Origin of the sequence: Sedimentitalea todarodis, assembly GCF_032595355.1 — a bacterium.
GTDB lineage: Bacteria > Pseudomonadota > Alphaproteobacteria > Rhodobacterales > Rhodobacteraceae > Sedimentitalea > Sedimentitalea todarodis.
The window spans coordinates 91,065-105,584 of sequence record NZ_JASMWN010000009.1; the positions used below are offsets into that span (position 1 = coordinate 91,065).

A 14,520-nucleotide genomic window follows, 5' to 3' on the forward strand; every position below is an offset into this window, starting at 1 on the left:
TTTCGTCCTCAAACCTTGAATTCAGGGGTGCGCCGGTTCTCGAATGCGTCGAGCCCTTCGGCGACGTCATCACTGGGCAACGCGCGTACGGCGGCATCCAGCTCAAGCCGCATCTGCTGGTCGATGCCCAAGTCCGCGCCTTCCCGCGCCAGCCGCTTCATCTCGGCGATACCGGGACGCGAGCGGGTGGCGATTTTCTGACAGTAATCCAACGCGGCCTGATGCAGATCCGCATCCGGCACTATATAGTTGACCAGACCGGCCTCTTTGGCCTCGCCCGCCTCAAGCCAGCGGGCTGAGAACATCAGGTCGAGCGCCCGGCGCTGCCCCATCAACCGCGTTAGCCGCTGCGAGCCGCCCCAACCGGGAATCAGTCCGAATTGCGCATGCTGATCGCCAAACTGAGCGGTTTCGGCGGCGAAACACACATCGCAAGCCAACATCAGTTCGATCCCGCCGGCCAGACACAACCCCTGCACCGCCACGACGACAGGGAGGGAGGAGGTTTCGAGCGCACGCAGGGTGTTCATGCCAAAGGCGATGAAGTGGTTCAGCGCGGCGGGATCGTTCAATTTACCTTTCACTTCCACCAGATCGGCGCCGGTGCAAAAGTGCTTGCCCTGCGCCCGGATGAGGATCGCCCGGATAGCCGGGTTCGCCTCGAATTCCGCACGCGCGGCAGATATGCGCTCATGCACGTCAAGTGACAGGCAATTGAATTTCTCGGGGCGGGCCAGCTCGATAATGCCGGTGTTGCCCTCGGTCGTGACGATGATGGGATCGTTCATTTCTGAGCTCCCGTCGCCTTCTTGTCATACTGCAGCGCCATCCGTCCGACCTTCTCGCGGGCAATCACCAGCTTCTGGATCTGCGCGGTGCCGTCACCGATCTGCAGGCCGAGCACATCGTTATAGCGCTGGTGGTGGGGCAGGTCGGTGGTGTAGCCGTAATGTCCGTGCAGGATCAGGCACTGGTGCAGGATCTCGCAGGCGGTTTTGGGCAGGTACCATTTGCACATGGCCGCCTCGGACGTATGCGGCAGGCCGCGGTCACGCAGGTCCAGCGTGTAATAGCAAAGCTGGCGCATCAAGGTCAGTTGGGTCTCAGCTTCGGCCAGCGGGAAACTGACGCCCTGATACTGTACGATCGGGGCCCCGAAGGCTTCGCGTTCCTGAACGTAGGCCCAGGTTTCATCCACCGACGCTTGCGCAGCACCCAGGCATTCCAACCCGATCAGTGCGCGCGAATAATCAAACCCGGCCATGATCGTGCCAAAGGCACGATCCTGTTCGGCCATCATGTTTTCGGCCGGCACGAAGACGTCGTCAAAGAACACCGACCCGCGCCCGACGGGCTTGGTGCCGATGTCGTCGAAATGGGTACGCTTGATGCCGTCCTGGTTCAGATCGACGAAAAAGGCGCTGACCCCGCGTGAGCCGCCATCGGGATCGCCGGTGCGGGCAAAGACGACCGCCGCATCGGCCTGACTGGCAAAACTCATGGATGTCTTTTCACCGTTCAGCCGCCAACCGTTTTCGGATTTCTCGGCCTTCAGAATCAGGTTCGCCGCGTCCGATCCGCCGCGCGGCTCTGTCAGACCCAGACCAATGACGGCATCACCCGAAACAACCTTGGGCACCCATTTCGACGCGATGTCGCGGGAGGCATGCTTGGCAACCATTCCGCCCATGAGAGAGCCGAGAAGCTGCACGTAACTTGCGTTGAAATCAGCATAGGCGATCTCTTCGACGATCAGCCCTGACGCGACAGAGCTTTCACCCAGTCCGCCGAATTCTTCCGGCAGATCGGCCCCGATCAGACCGAGTGCGCCCATCTCCTTGATCAGCGCACGATCAAAGGTATGGCCGCTTGCGCGCTCCTGATATGTGGGCGCAAGCTTTTCAGTTGCGAAGCGCTTCGCGGTTTCGCGAAAAGCCTTCTGATCGTCTGTTGGCTGGAATTGCATCGGTGCTCCTCCCCATGAGCGAAAATTATCTTTCCAAAAATCTAACAAATGTTAGAATACAGATCAAGCACAGTTTTGAGGAGGATGCCCACAATGGAAATTAAGCCAACGGAGAGCTTCGGGACCATGCTCTCGCCCATCCGCGCAGGCCAGCATACATTGCGAAACCGTGTCATCATGGGGTCGATGCACACGCGGTTGGAAACCGAGCCTGACGGCATAGCCAAACAGATCGCGTTTTACGCCGAGCGTGCGCGGGGGGAGGCGGCGATTCTGGTCACCGGCGGGTTTTCCCCCAATGCCGAGGGTATATTTGATCCCGAAGGTCCACGAATCGACGACCCGGAAGAGGCGCGCAGCCTGCGCCCGATCTGCGAGGCGGTGCAGGCCGAAGGCAGCCTGATCTGCGCGCAACTCCTTCACGCCGGGCGCTATGCAAAGATCGAAGGATGTGTTGCCCCGTCGCCAATCCGGGCACCGATCAACCGTTTCGTGCCGCGTGAAATGACCGAAGCCGATATTTTCCGAACCATCGAGGATTTTGCCGCGGCAGCCGCCAACGCGCAGGCCGCAGGATTCGATGGCGTCGAAATCATGGGGTCCGAGGGATACCTGATTAACGAATTCACCGTTACCCACACCAACAAGCGCGAAGACGACTGGGGCGGAAGCGCCGAGAAGCGCCATCGATTCCCGGTCGAGATCGTGCGCGCAGTGCGTGAACGCTGTGGGCCCGACTTTCTGGTCATCTACCGGATTTCGGCGGCCGATCTGGTCGAGGGCGGCGCGCCCGCCGATGAAATCGCGGCACTGGCCCGCAAAATCGAGGCAGCAGGCGCGGATATTCTGAACACCGGCATCGGCTGGCACGAGGCGCGCGTCCCGACGATTGCCTATCCGGTGCCGCGCGGTGCTTGGCGCAAGGCAGCGGCCAACGTGAAAGCGGCGGTATCGATTCCGGTGGTCGCCTCGAACCGAATCAACACACCCGAGCTTGCCGAAGACATCCTTGCCTCTGGCGATGCAGACATGATCTCGATGGCGCGCCCGTTTCTGGCCGATTCGCATTTCGTGAAAAAGGCGCGCGAGGGCCGCGCGGACGAGATCAACACCTGCATTGCCTGCAACCAGGCCTGTCTGGATTTCATCTTTTCGGACCGGCCTGTCGGATGCCTGGTTAATCCAAGGGCTGGGCGTGAAACGGAATTCCGGGACACGCTAACCGACGCGCCAAAGAAAGTGGCTGTCGTCGGCGGTGGCGCGGCGGGCCTGGCCACGGCGGCCGAAGCGGCGCGGCTGGGCCACGATGTCACGCTGTTCGAAGCGCAAGACAAGCTGGGCGGTCAGCTGAATCTGGCCCGCGCGGCGCCGGGCAAGGACGAATTCGACGAAACCCTGCGGTATTATGCCGGTCAGCTGAGAAAGCACGGGGTCAAACAGCGGCTGGGGCAGCGGGCCGACGTGAACGATCTTGACGGCTTCGACCATGTGGTTATCGCCACAGGGGTCACGCCGCGTATTCCCGACCTGCCGGGTATCGACCATCCCAGCGTCGCGACTTATGCGGAAATCCTGTCCGGCGACCGCGAGGCGGGCGACCGTGTCGTGGTGATGGGGGCCGGTGGCATTGGCCATGATGTGGCCGAGTTCCTGGTGACCGAACCCGCCGAGGCCGCCAACACAGACGCCTTTTGCGATACATGGGGCGTGGACCCCGAGTTTGCCACGCCGGGCGCCCTGGCTGGCGATCCATTGGCACCGAAACCGTCGCGACGCAAAGTCGTTATGCTTCAGCGCAAGGCAGCAAAACCCGGCGCGGGGCTTGGAGTTTCAACAGGGTGGATCCTGCGCAACGCGCTGCGCAAACACGGGGTCGAGGCGATGGGCGGGGTGACCTATGACCGCATCGACGACGCGGGGCTGCATATCCTCACGGACGAAAGCCCAATGATCATCTCGGCCGATACGATTGTGCTATGCACTGGCCAGGAGCCGGAACGCGCCCTGGCAGAAGAGCTTGCCGCGCGCGGCGTCACGGTTACGATGATCGGCGGGGCAAAGGAGGCCGCCGAACTTGATGCTCTGCGCGCCATTGATGAAGGGGTGCGTCTGGCGCAAAGTCTCTGAACCGAAGCCCTGGCAAGGGAGGAAGCCATGCTGACCGACGTCATCCGTGCAGGGCGCGCTGATCTGTATTCGATCTTTCGAACCCGCGCACAGGACTGCGCCAGGGCTTTGGCCATTGAGGACGGCAGCAAGAAACTGACCTACGGCGAATTGCTGGGGCGCGTCGATCGTCTGGCTGCCGTCTTTCTGGCACGAGGCGTGGCGCCCGGCGACAGGATCGCGATCCTGTCGCACAACCGGTCTGAATACCTGGAGGTCGAACTGGCTGCGGCGGGAATCGGCGCGATCGTCGCTTGCCTGAACTGGCGGCTTGCCCCCGATGAACTGCGGCATTGCATCGATCTGGTCGCGCCGGTTCTCGCGGTCGCCGAACCGGATCTTTCAGAAGCGTATCGGGCCGTCGCGGCGACACCCTGTCTGACCATCGGGCCAGACCTGGAAACGGCCATTGCCGGGGCCGGGCCGGACCCGCGCACCGGAACCATGGTAGACGATCCAGAGGCCGGTCTGACGATCCTTTACACCTCGGGGACCACGGGTCTGCCCAAGGGGGCGCTCATCAGCCACCGCGCGCATATCGCCCGTTCCATGGCTTTTGCGGCACAACTGGCGCTGGATCCCGGTGACGGGTTCATCGCCTGGGCACCGATGTTCCACATGGCCTCCACCGATCATGCGCTGGCAACGATCTTGCGGGGCGGGACCGTGGTGATGGTGGACGGTTTGCAGCCTGCGGTCATCAACGAGGCGCTGTCGCGCCACAGGATCGGCTGGTTCGTGATGATGCCCGGTGCGCTGGACGCCTTTATCGCAGACCGGCGCGCCAACCCTCTGCCGGTGAAGGGCATCAAGGTTTGCGGCGCAATGGCCGATCTGGTGCCGCCGCATCAAATCGCGGAACTGACGGGCCTTCTGGACACGCCCTATCTGAATTCTTTCGGGGCAACCGAAACCGGCCTGCCACCGGGGACCGCCGATCTGATCGCGCCGGGCGTCACCCCGGACCGGCTTTCCAAGCGCATCAGCGCATTTTGCGAGGTTCGGCTGGTCGATCCCGACGACCGCGAAGTCCCCGATGGAACGCCGGGCGAAATGGCAGTGCGGGGCCCAACGTTGTTTTCAGGGTACTGGAACGCCGACGACACCAACGCCCGCGACTTCCGCAACGGCTTTTTCCACATGGGTGACTTGTTCCGGCGCAATGCGGACGGCACGGTCGACTTTGTGGACCGGGCCAAATACTTGATCAAGACCGGCGGCGAGAACGTCTACCCGGCGGAAATCGAGCGTGTCCTTCTATCCCACCCCGGTGTGGTCGATGCCGCGGTGGTGCGGGCATTTGACACGAAATGGGGGGAAAGCCCGGTGGCCTTTGTCGCCCATGGCGATGACGGGCCGGATGCCGAGGCGCTGATGAATTTGTGCCGCGAAAGCCTCGCAGGCTACAAACGCCCCCGCGAGTTTCGCTTTATCGCGTTCGAGGATTTTCCCAGGTCGACCAGCGGAAAGGTCCAGCGGCATGTCCTAGAAGCCCGGCTCGCGGATTGATTTGCGCCCCAGCCCGGTCGTCAGCCCACCACGCCCGTTCGTCCCACAAGCGCCATAAGCGTTCCGGTCATCGTTGCGACCAGCTTCTCATCCTCGCCCTTCACGGCATAGGCACGCGCTTCGCAGATGGTCAGAGTCCTTCCCGGCTTCACCACGTCAGCGACGAAGCGAAACCGTTCGCCGTCGGCCGGGTTGAGCAGATTGATCTTGAATTCGGCTGTCAAAACGGCCGCTTCCGCGGGCATCAGCGAAAAGGCCGCGTATCCGCAGGCGCTGTCGAGCGCAGTCGACACGATTCCGGCATGTAAAAAACCATGCTGCTGGGTCAGCGTATCCTGATGTGCCATTTCCAGAACAATGCGGCCGGGCGACAACTCGGCAATGCTGATCCCCAACGTATGCATCACGTGCTGGCGGTTGAAACTGTCATGCACCCTTGCGTCATAGTCGGCGTTTTTCGGTTCGAATCGCGTCATGGCGGGTCTTCCTCTTCGATTTCATTCATTGATGACCACTCTTAGGCGGTCTTTGAGGCGCGCATCTTGTAGCGAAAGGCCAAATCGACTCGTTGCGGACTGAGCGCGCAACGCGCCGGGCGGTTTGCCGGCAAAGGTCCGGCAAGCGGCGGACAAATGAGATTGATCGTAATATCCGGCGTCCAGCGCCAGATCGCTCAGCGGCAGGGTCTGTGACGCAAGCTGCCCGAGAGCCTGACGAAAGCGTCGCGAGGCCGCAAGCCTCCGCCGCGACACGCCGGTTTCCGCCCGCACCTTTCGACGTTCGGTCCGGTCGCTGTACGCTCCGGGTGGCGCGGCAAAGCGCAGGCCTTTCGCGAGGCCGTCAAGCACCGCGACAAGCGCAGGCAGGTCATCCTCCTCGGTCTGTACGCGGCCCAGTTCCAAGGCCAGCATGTCCAGCACTTTGCAGTCCGTCAATCGCTGCGGTCGTGACGACAGTCGCAGCCCGGCCACGACACCCCGGAATGGCCTTGGGCGGGGCGTGAAACAAGGGCGCGGTTCTGCCAGCGAAACGCGTGCCCCGTCGCTGTCGTCGCAGGTTATCGAAAGGGTAAAGAGGTCAGTTGCGAACCGCCCGCTTCCACGACGGCTAAGCACACCGGAATCGCGGAACATGAAAAGGTGGTCGATCTGTGTGACCGCTTCCAGAGGCGGCACCAGCTCGAGATAGAGCGGCGGCGCCGCTAGGTCACTGAACGAATGCATCCCGGTTCTCGGCGACGAAATCAGCAAATCGACGGGCCGGGCGGCCCAATACGTCGCTGACCGTTGTCTCGATGCCGGCAAGGTAGCCCTTGGGCGCGAGGCAGGCCAGTTCGACCATGGCTCCGGCGACCTCATCCTGCATCCCACCGGCCACCATGCCCGCTTTCGCATCCTCGGCCGAAAGGGGGGCACAGGTGACATTTCGCCCTGTCACTGCGGACAGGAGAGCGGCAATATCTTCTCCGGCAAGGGCTTCGGGTCCGGTCAGACCAAGGGCCTTGCCTTCGTACCCCGGAGCGGTCAGCGCCTCGGCGGCGACATCCGCGATGTCGCGGGCGTCGATCCAGGCCACGGGGCCGCCCAGATCATCGTAGTACACCGCGTCCTTCGCAATGTTGCCGGCCTGCCACAGCAGGTTCTGCATGAAATAGGTCGGCTGAACGAAGGTCCAGTCAAGGTCGCTTTGCTTCAAGAGTTCCTGGGTTTCGGAATGCCATTTGCCGAAGGTCAGCCCCGCCTTGGGCGAGGCGCCAAGCCCGGTGCCCACAACGACATGGCGCACCCCGGCGGCCTTGGCCGCCTCGATCACGTTCGCCTTCCACCGGCGCATGTCCAGATGCGCAGGCGTGACCAGGTATATCTTTTCTGCCCCGTCACAGGCACGCGCCAGCGCGGCGGGATCGGTGAAATCCGCTGCGACCGCCTCGCATCCCTTGGCCTTGAGCGTGCCAACCTTTGCCGGGTCACTGGTGACAGCGCGCACGGTTGCGCCCTTTGCCAAAAGCGTATCGACAAGAGGCGCGCCAGTGGTGCCCGTGGCTCCGAATACAGTGATCATGGCTTTTCCTTTTGCAGGTCTGCGATGGGTTGAATGGTTTCCGGGTTGCTGATCGACGACAGATCGCCCGGATCTTCACCGAGAAAGGCGGCGCGCACGACCCGGCGCATGGTTTTCATGCTACGCGTCTTTGGCAGCGCCTCGACAAAGTGGATCTCGCGCGGGCGGAAGGGTTTCGAGACGATCTCTCCGACCCGATCCTTGAGCCGGTCCACGAGGTCCGCGTCCAGCGACACATCCGGTGCCGCCACGCAGACGCAGACGACGGCCACACCCTTGATGTCGTCAGGTGCCGCGATGGCGGCGGCATCCACCACCTCTCCGCTCTCGGTCAGGGCCGCCTCGATCTCGGGCGGGCCGATCCGTTTACCGGCGATGTTCAGCGTGTCGTCCGACCGGCCCAGGATAAACCATGTCCCGTCCGGATCGCAGCGCACCCAGTCGCCGTGCCGCCAGAGGCCGGGGAAGGTGGACCAGTAGGTTTCAAGGTAGCGATCGCGGTCGCCCCAAATGGCCGGGGTCAGCCCCAGAGGCGGCTGGGTAACGACCAGTTCGCCCACCTCGCCCGGCGCGGCTTCGCTGCCGTCCTCGCGCAGCACTTTCGCGCCGACCCCCAGGGCCTGGGCGGAAAATCCGCCGGGCTTGATTTCGTGCAGCACGGTCGATGTCAGGATAGCACCGAACAACTCGGTCCCGCCCGAGATGTTCAGCGGCACCGCGCGGCGGCGGCAGATATGATCCAGTTGCCAGCGCCAGGCGTCCTCGGTCCAGGGTTCCCCGGTCGAGGCGACAATGCGCAGGGGCGACAGGTCGTAGTCTGTCAGCGGCTCGAGCTCATGCGTCATGAACTGCCGTACCAGGGTTGGCGCCACGCCGAGATGCGTGACCTCCATCTCGGACGCAAGGCGCAAAAGTCTGAACGGATCGCCGGGCATCGATGGTGCGCCTTCAGCAACCACCAGCGTTGAACCCGACAGCAGCACCGACAAAAGGGTGAGCGGTCCCATGACCCATCCCATGTCGGTCATCCACAGGTGCCGGTCATCCTGTTTCATGTCGAGACAAAGCAGGAAATCAGCCGTGGCCTTGGCCTGCACCCCCAAATGGGTATGCACGACGCCTTTGGGCCGCCCGGTGGTGCCCGATGTATAGGCGATAAGGAAGGGATCTTCGGCCTTGACGGGAACAGCGGCGAAATCCGGACTGGCGGCGCCCACGGCTTCGGTCCAGTCGAGATCGCGGGCCGGATTGGCCGCCGCGCCGCCGAACCGTCGCAGGCTGACCACGGTGTGCACCGAAGGCACCTCGGTCAGGGCTTCGGCAAGCGCCGCCTCCATCCAGACCGGCTTGCCTCGCCGGGGTGTGGCATCCGCTGTCAGCACCGCCACGGCACCGGAATCGTTTAGGCGCGAGATGATGGCATGGGGCGCAAAGCCGGAAAACAGCGGTACCGCGACCGCGCCCAGTCGGGCAATACCCAAAAGCGCGGCCTCGATCTCGGGAATCATTGGCATGTAGATGCCCACCGCCTGACCCGGCCGCACCCCGCGGACGGCAAGGGCAGAGGCGACGCGGGAGGCTTCGGCAGCAAGTTCGGAATAGGTCCAGCGGCGGCGACTTCCGTCTTCACCGACCCAGTCGATCGCGACCTTTTCGCCTCGGCCATCGGCAATTCGGGCATCAAGACAGGTTTCCGTAAGATTCAAAGTGCCTCCGACGGCCCATTTGATCGATTCAGGCCCGTCGGAAATATCCCGCAGCACCGTGTGCGGCTTGCTGAACCGAATACCAGCATGGTCAATGATCCGACTCCAGAACCAGTCCGGCTCCTCATTGGCGCGGCGGGCGAGATCCTTGTAGCTGTCGATACCGCAGTCCTTCAGAAAAGCGGTCAGCGTGCTCGAACGTTGAATGTCAGAGTCTGGCCGAAACATTCTTCACCTTTCTACAATGAAAAAGGGCCGCACATAAGGCGCGGCCAGTAGGGGAGGTATCTCTTGGCAGCAGCGCCCTGTGACAAGGGCTGCGACCAACGACTAGCCGTGCATCGACAAGCCGCCTGAAACCGAAATTACTTGGCCTGTGATGAACCCTGCGTCGTCGGATGAAAGAAAACAGATAATGCCGGGATAGTCGGAAGGTTGCCCCAGGCGCTTCATCGGGATCGCCCGCTTGAGACCCTCGGCAATCTTTTCGCCAGCTTCACCTTGCGCGAATTCGGCGAACAAAGGTGTGTCCGTGGGGCCGGGCGCGACAGCGTTCAACTGAACCCCCTTGCGCGCTAGTTCTCGAGCTACGGTCTTTGTAAAGGAAATGATGCCGCCCTTGCAGGCCGAATAGACGGCCTCGCCCGATGATCCGACACGACCCGCGTCGGACGCGATATTCACCACACGGCCGCCGCCGTTCTTTACCATGCCCGGCAGCACCGCGTGGTGCATGTTCAGCGGGCCATAGAGGTTGATGTCGATGACCTTCTTCCAAAGTTCGGCATCGGTGTCGAGGAACAGCCTACTTTCGTCCCAGCCGGCGTTGTTCACCAGCACGTCGATCGGACCTCCGGCCTCGAACTCGGTCACCGCCGTGTCGATCTGGGTGCGGTCGGTGATGTCTACCTTGAAGGCCTGCGCCTTTCCGCCAGCCTCGGCGATCAGTCGGACAGTTTCTTCCGCCCCATCCTTGTTCAGATCGAAAACGGCGACTTCGGCACCTTCTTCGCCGAACCGTCCACAAACCGCGCGACCGATGCCGCTGCCGCCGCCGGTCACGATGACCCGTTTCCCACTCAACCCTCGCATATGGAGGTCCTCCTCTTCCGCTGTACCTTGGTAAAGAACTTGATTCGAGACGTTCTTTGGTGCATTCTAACATTTGTTAGATTTAATGCAATGGACAGCTTTGTGGCCAACGAGTATCGACATGGAATGGTAATAAGAACTGACGCAACCAGCACAGTGAATGAAGATCTGAGCAAGTCAGAGAGGACACGTGAAGCCATTCTCTCGGCGGCCGCTCGACTTTTTCGGTACGAAAGCTATTACGCGACGACGATGCGCGACATCGCGCAGGAAGCGGGCGTTGAGGCCGGCAGCATATACTACCATTTTCAATCCAAGGACCAGATTCTGAGCGAGGTTCTCGAACTTGGTGTCCGTCAGCTCTACGAGGAGGTCCGAGAAATTGTTCGGGTTGCAAAGAAGAACCCGGAGGATTTCTGCAAGACCTTCGCATTGCTGATCGAAACACACCTGACCTACCTGTTGACTGAGAGCGATTTCACCTCGGCCAATATCCGGAACTATCCGATGTTGTCGGATGAAACCCGCGCGCCTCACCGTGAGTTGCGTGCCTCTTATGCAGAGGCCTGGGGCAGTTTCCTAAATGAAGCAAAACGCAACGGCTATCTTCGAAGTGACATATCCATTACTGTGATCCGCCAGTTCATCCTGAGTGCCATGAACTGGACCGTGGAATGGTACGATGTCGATAAGTATCCGGTGCACATCCTCGCTGAACGTATGAGCAAGCTGATACTTGACGGTATGTGTTTGGATCGCAGAGCTGAAACAGAAGGTCTGAAGCTGACCCCCGCCGCTCCCGTCAATATCCTTGATACCAACGGCAAGGCCGCGAAGACCCGCGCAGAGATCCTGCGAGTGGCGGCGCGCGTTCTGAGGGACAATGGCTACAAGGCGACAACGCTGCGGAAGATCGCTGACGAATCGGACATGAAGGCGGGTAGCGTCTACTACCATTTCAAATCCAAGGAAGCGATCGTGGACGAGGTACTAAACGAAGGGTTAAGCGATCTGCTATCCGGTGTCAGTGCAGCCGTTCAGAAGTTCGATTCCCCATGCGATCATCACACCAGAATAGCAACCGCAATCTGGACGCATCTGGATTTTCTCTTTAAGGCAAGCGAGTTCACCTCAGCGAACATCAGAAGTTATGGGATGCTGCCCAACCACTTTCGGGAAAAGCACCGAGGCATTCGCCACGACTACGGGCGACTTTGGGACATGATCCTTCGCGAAGCGCAGCAAGACGGTGCGATAAGGTCGGATATCAAGATCGTTCCTTTGCGCCAGGTGTTGTTGGGTGCCTTGAACTGGACGGTAGAGTGGTTCGACCCGAACAAGGCAGGAGTGGAAGGGTATCTCTCACTGCCTGAGTTCTCCGGTATGCTCATCAAGCTTCTGCTGGAAGGAATTTGCAACCGGGAAACCGCCCCGTCTACAGGACAAGGCACGCCCTGAAAGCAGTCGCAGTGGTCAGACCAGAAGGAAGTGATACAGCCCTTCCGCAACCGCCTTTTCCCGGTCCGTCTGCCAGGTGATCACGCTGACGCTCGCCATCCGCTTGCCCTTGCGCGTCACATTGGCGCGGGCAAAAAGCGGGCCCTTCACGCCAGGTCGGAGGTAATCGACGGTCAGGTTAATCGGCTTGGCCGGGACATCCGCGAAGTCGGGCTGTACCGCGATCGCGGCCGTGGCTTCCATGAAACTCGCGATGATTCCGCCATGGTAGTACTCCATGACAGGGTTACCGATATGGCGGTCATCAAAGGTCATTTCAGCCTCGGCATGAAGGTTGTCCAAGCTTCGGATCTCAAAATTGAGAAATCGGAAGAACGGCACCCTGGATACATTGGCATTGGCAGTTTGCACATCCATCACGAGGTTTTTCCTTTAGTCATCGCATCAAACAGGTCAGTGCCGCCGCGCGTCAAAGCAAACGAGGCGGTTCCACGGGCTATTTCAGCATTCTCATGGCCCTCGAACCAGACGCTGCCGGAATTGAAGGCAATATGGCGGGTCTTCCGAAAACAATGCGCGCGAACGATGACATCCGCGCGCGAATAGGCGGGGCGCAGGTAATCAACTCTGAGGTCGAGAGTGGCCATGGTGCTGACGCCCTCGATTGCCACAAAGTTTGCCAGTCCGAAGACACTGTCCAGGAGAGCCGTCAGGATACCACCATGAAGCAGGGTCTGGTCCGCATCGACGCAAAAATCCGGATTAAACGGCATCCGAACCCGAACACCTTCGCTCGAAACCTCTTCGATCTCAAGCGCCATATGCGTAATCAGACCCTTGCCGCGCGCATTCCACATTTGCGCGATTTGCTCCATCTTCTTCTTGGTGATGTCAGACATGCGATCTTTCCTTTAACGCCCAGTGAAGTTGGGTTTTCGTTTCTCGATGAAAGCAGCAACCGCCTCGTGGTGGTCTTCGGTCTGATGCATGAGTGCCTGATAGGCCGCCGCGGAATTCAGGAAATCTGGTAGATCCATTCGTTCGGCATTGCGCATCAGACGCTTGGCGATTCGCACCGCGCGCGGTGGTTTCGCGGCGATCGCGGCGGCCCGTTCGCCGGCCCGTTCCATCAATTTTTCATGGGGCACAAGTTCAAGCACCATGCCAAGCTCCAGTGCCTCTTCGGCCTCGACCATGCGCCCCGAGAAGGTCAGATCGGCGGCCTTCTGGTGGCCCAGACGACGCAACAGGAACCAGCTGCCTGCATCGCCCGGAATGATCCCGAGATTCAGAAACACCTCGCCGAACTTTGCTTTCTCCGATGCGATGCGCATGTCGCACATCATGGTCAGGTCGCACCCCGCGCCGACCGCGGGTCCGTTGACCGCGGCGATCGTCGGAACATCCAGGTTATAGAGCGCCTGTGGCAGGCGCTGCACCCCATCGACATAGCTCTGCGCCGCCGCAAGCGGCTCCTTGCGAAAGATGCTGTCGGGGTCGTTCATCTCCTTGATGTCGCCGCCGGCACAAAAGGCCGGGTCGGCACCGGTCAGGATCATGACGCTGACCTGCGGGTCTGCCTGCACCTTGGCGAATGTGTCCAGAAGGGCGGCGATCATTTCATTGCCGGTGATCGGGTTGCGACGCTCGGGATCGTTCAGCGTGACCGTGGCGATCCTGTCGCAAATGTCCAAAAGGACGGGTTGCTTACTCATTCTTTCCATCTCCGCGTTCGCGTTTTTCGAACATGTCGGGATTGATCATGTCGCGGGCATCGTGGCCCATATGCAGGGTTTCCCCACCGTCCACATAGATATCTTCGCCGGTGATGAAATTCCCCAGATCGGACGCCAGGAAGATGATTGTCCCGGCAATGTCCTCGGCCATACCCATCCGGTTCAGGACCGAGCGGTTAAGCTTCTTCCACTGTTCCGGTGAAATGGGGTAGCGGCCAAGCGCATCGGTCTTGATCGTGCCCGGCGCAACACAGTTCAGACGGATCCCGTATTCGCCCCATTCGGCGGCCAGTGTCTTCATCATGCCGGTCACGCCAGCGCGGGCGGCGACGGTGTGCGTAAAGCCGGTGAGTGCGGTGCGCACTGAAATGGCGGTGACAAACACGACCGATCCCCCGTTGTCATACATGAAGTGATCGGCAACGGCGCGGGTCATCTGCCATGACCCGATCAGGTTGTTGCGGATCACGGCCTCGAAGCCCTTGTTGGTGATATCGCGGGCGGCAGCGATGTACTGGCCGCCCGCATTGTTCACCAGAACATCGAGCTGACCGTAATGGTCCTTGATCCGTTCCATCGCGGTTTCGATGCTGTCCTCGTCACGGGTATCGCCGGGCACGACAAACGCCTCGCCCCCCGCTGCCCGGATCATCTCGGCGGTTTCCTCCAGCGGCTCTTCCCGGCGTGCAAACAGCGCAAGTCTGGCCCCGCAGGAGGCCATTTCAAGCGCTGTCGCCCGGCCCATACCTGATCCGGATCCCGTGACCAGGGCAACCTGTCCCGCCATGAGATCCGGCGCGTAGCGCCTTGATTTTTCTTCGCTCAT

The 14,520-nt window shown here is 61.0% G+C and carries 14 protein-coding genes; 3 read left to right on the plus strand and 11 right to left on the minus strand.

What is annotated here, in order from left to right; translation table 11 throughout:
• Nucleotides 1-8 precede the first annotated feature (8 nt).
• Nucleotides 9-788 carry an enoyl-CoA hydratase/isomerase family protein gene (locus QO231_RS12650; RefSeq protein ID WP_111368614.1) on the minus strand — a complete coding sequence of 260 codons (780 nt, stop codon included), beginning with the start codon at nt 786-788 and terminating at the stop codon, nt 9-11.
• Nucleotides 785-1,966: an acyl-CoA dehydrogenase family protein gene (locus QO231_RS12655; protein ID WP_111368613.1), complete on the minus strand. Its 1,182-nt coding sequence runs from the start codon at nt 1,964-1,966 to the stop codon at nt 785-787. Before QO231_RS12655 ends, QO231_RS12650 begins: the two co-directional genes overlap by 4 nt.
• Nucleotides 1,967-2,059: 93 nt before the next feature.
• Here QO231_RS12655 and QO231_RS12660 point away from each other — a divergent pair, with 93 nt between their 5' ends.
• Nucleotides 2,060-4,093 (plus strand): NADPH-dependent 2,4-dienoyl-CoA reductase, encoded by a 2,034-nt coding sequence (locus QO231_RS12660; RefSeq protein WP_316776788.1) that lies wholly within the window; start codon nt 2,060-2,062, stop codon nt 4,091-4,093.
• A gap of 27 nt (nt 4,094-4,120) precedes the next feature.
• On the plus strand, nt 4,121-5,641 hold the full coding sequence (locus QO231_RS12665; protein WP_111368611.1) for a class I adenylate-forming enzyme family protein: 1,521 nt from the start codon (nt 4,121-4,123) through the stop codon (nt 5,639-5,641).
• A gap of 20 nt (nt 5,642-5,661) precedes the next feature.
• Here the strand turns inward: QO231_RS12665 and QO231_RS12670 are convergent, their stop codons facing one another.
• The 5 genes from QO231_RS12670 to QO231_RS12690 form a co-directional block, all read right to left on the minus strand.
• A complete protein-coding gene (locus tag QO231_RS12670; protein ID WP_101657152.1) occupies nt 5,662-6,117 on the minus strand; it encodes a PaaI family thioesterase in 456 nt (151 codons plus the stop codon).
• A 21-nt stretch (nt 6,118-6,138) separates the two neighbouring features.
• Entirely contained in the window at nt 6,139-6,864 is a 726-nt protein-coding gene (locus QO231_RS12675; RefSeq protein ID WP_111368610.1) for a helix-turn-helix domain-containing protein, read from the minus strand.
• On the minus strand, nt 6,848-7,702 hold the full coding sequence (locus tag QO231_RS12680) for an SDR family oxidoreductase (protein ID WP_111368609.1): 855 nt from the start codon (nt 7,700-7,702) through the stop codon (nt 6,848-6,850). Before QO231_RS12680 ends, QO231_RS12675 begins: the two co-directional genes overlap by 17 nt.
• On the minus strand, nt 7,699-9,636 hold the full coding sequence (locus tag QO231_RS12685; protein ID WP_111368608.1) for an AMP-binding protein: 1,938 nt from the start codon (nt 9,634-9,636) through the stop codon (nt 7,699-7,701). The genes QO231_RS12680 and QO231_RS12685 overlap by 4 nt, the downstream gene beginning before the upstream one ends.
• Nucleotides 9,637-9,738: 102 nt before the next feature.
• On the minus strand, nt 9,739-10,500 hold the full coding sequence (locus QO231_RS12690) for a glucose 1-dehydrogenase (RefSeq protein WP_111368607.1): 762 nt from the start codon (nt 10,498-10,500) through the stop codon (nt 9,739-9,741).
• 102 nt (nt 10,501-10,602) lie between these two features.
• On the opposite strand from QO231_RS12690, the gene QO231_RS12695 reads away from it, so the two are divergent.
• Nucleotides 10,603-11,958, plus strand: coding sequence for a TetR/AcrR family transcriptional regulator (locus QO231_RS12695; protein WP_316776802.1), 1,356 nt, complete (start codon nt 10,603-10,605; stop codon nt 11,956-11,958).
• A gap of 15 nt (nt 11,959-11,973) precedes the next feature.
• Here QO231_RS12695 and QO231_RS12700 read toward each other — a convergent pair whose 3' ends face one another.
• The 4 genes from QO231_RS12700 to QO231_RS12715 are packed head-to-tail and all read right to left on the minus strand — an operon-like array spanning nt 11,974 to nt 14,520.
• Entirely contained in the window at nt 11,974-12,375 is a 402-nt protein-coding gene (locus tag QO231_RS12700; RefSeq protein WP_027238768.1) for a PaaI family thioesterase, read from the minus strand.
• The gene (locus QO231_RS12705; RefSeq protein WP_027238769.1) at nt 12,375-12,857 is read right to left on the minus strand and encodes a PaaI family thioesterase; all 483 of its coding nucleotides are present in this window, start codon (nt 12,855-12,857) and stop codon (nt 12,375-12,377) included. Before QO231_RS12705 ends, QO231_RS12700 begins: the two co-directional genes overlap by 1 nt.
• A 12-nt stretch (nt 12,858-12,869) precedes the next feature.
• Entirely contained in the window at nt 12,870-13,673 is an 804-nt protein-coding gene (locus QO231_RS12710; RefSeq protein ID WP_111368606.1) for an enoyl-CoA hydratase-related protein, read from the minus strand.
• A complete protein-coding gene (locus tag QO231_RS12715) occupies nt 13,666-14,520 on the minus strand; it encodes an SDR family NAD(P)-dependent oxidoreductase (protein ID WP_111368605.1) in 855 nt (284 codons plus the stop codon). The genes QO231_RS12710 and QO231_RS12715 overlap by 8 nt, the downstream gene beginning before the upstream one ends.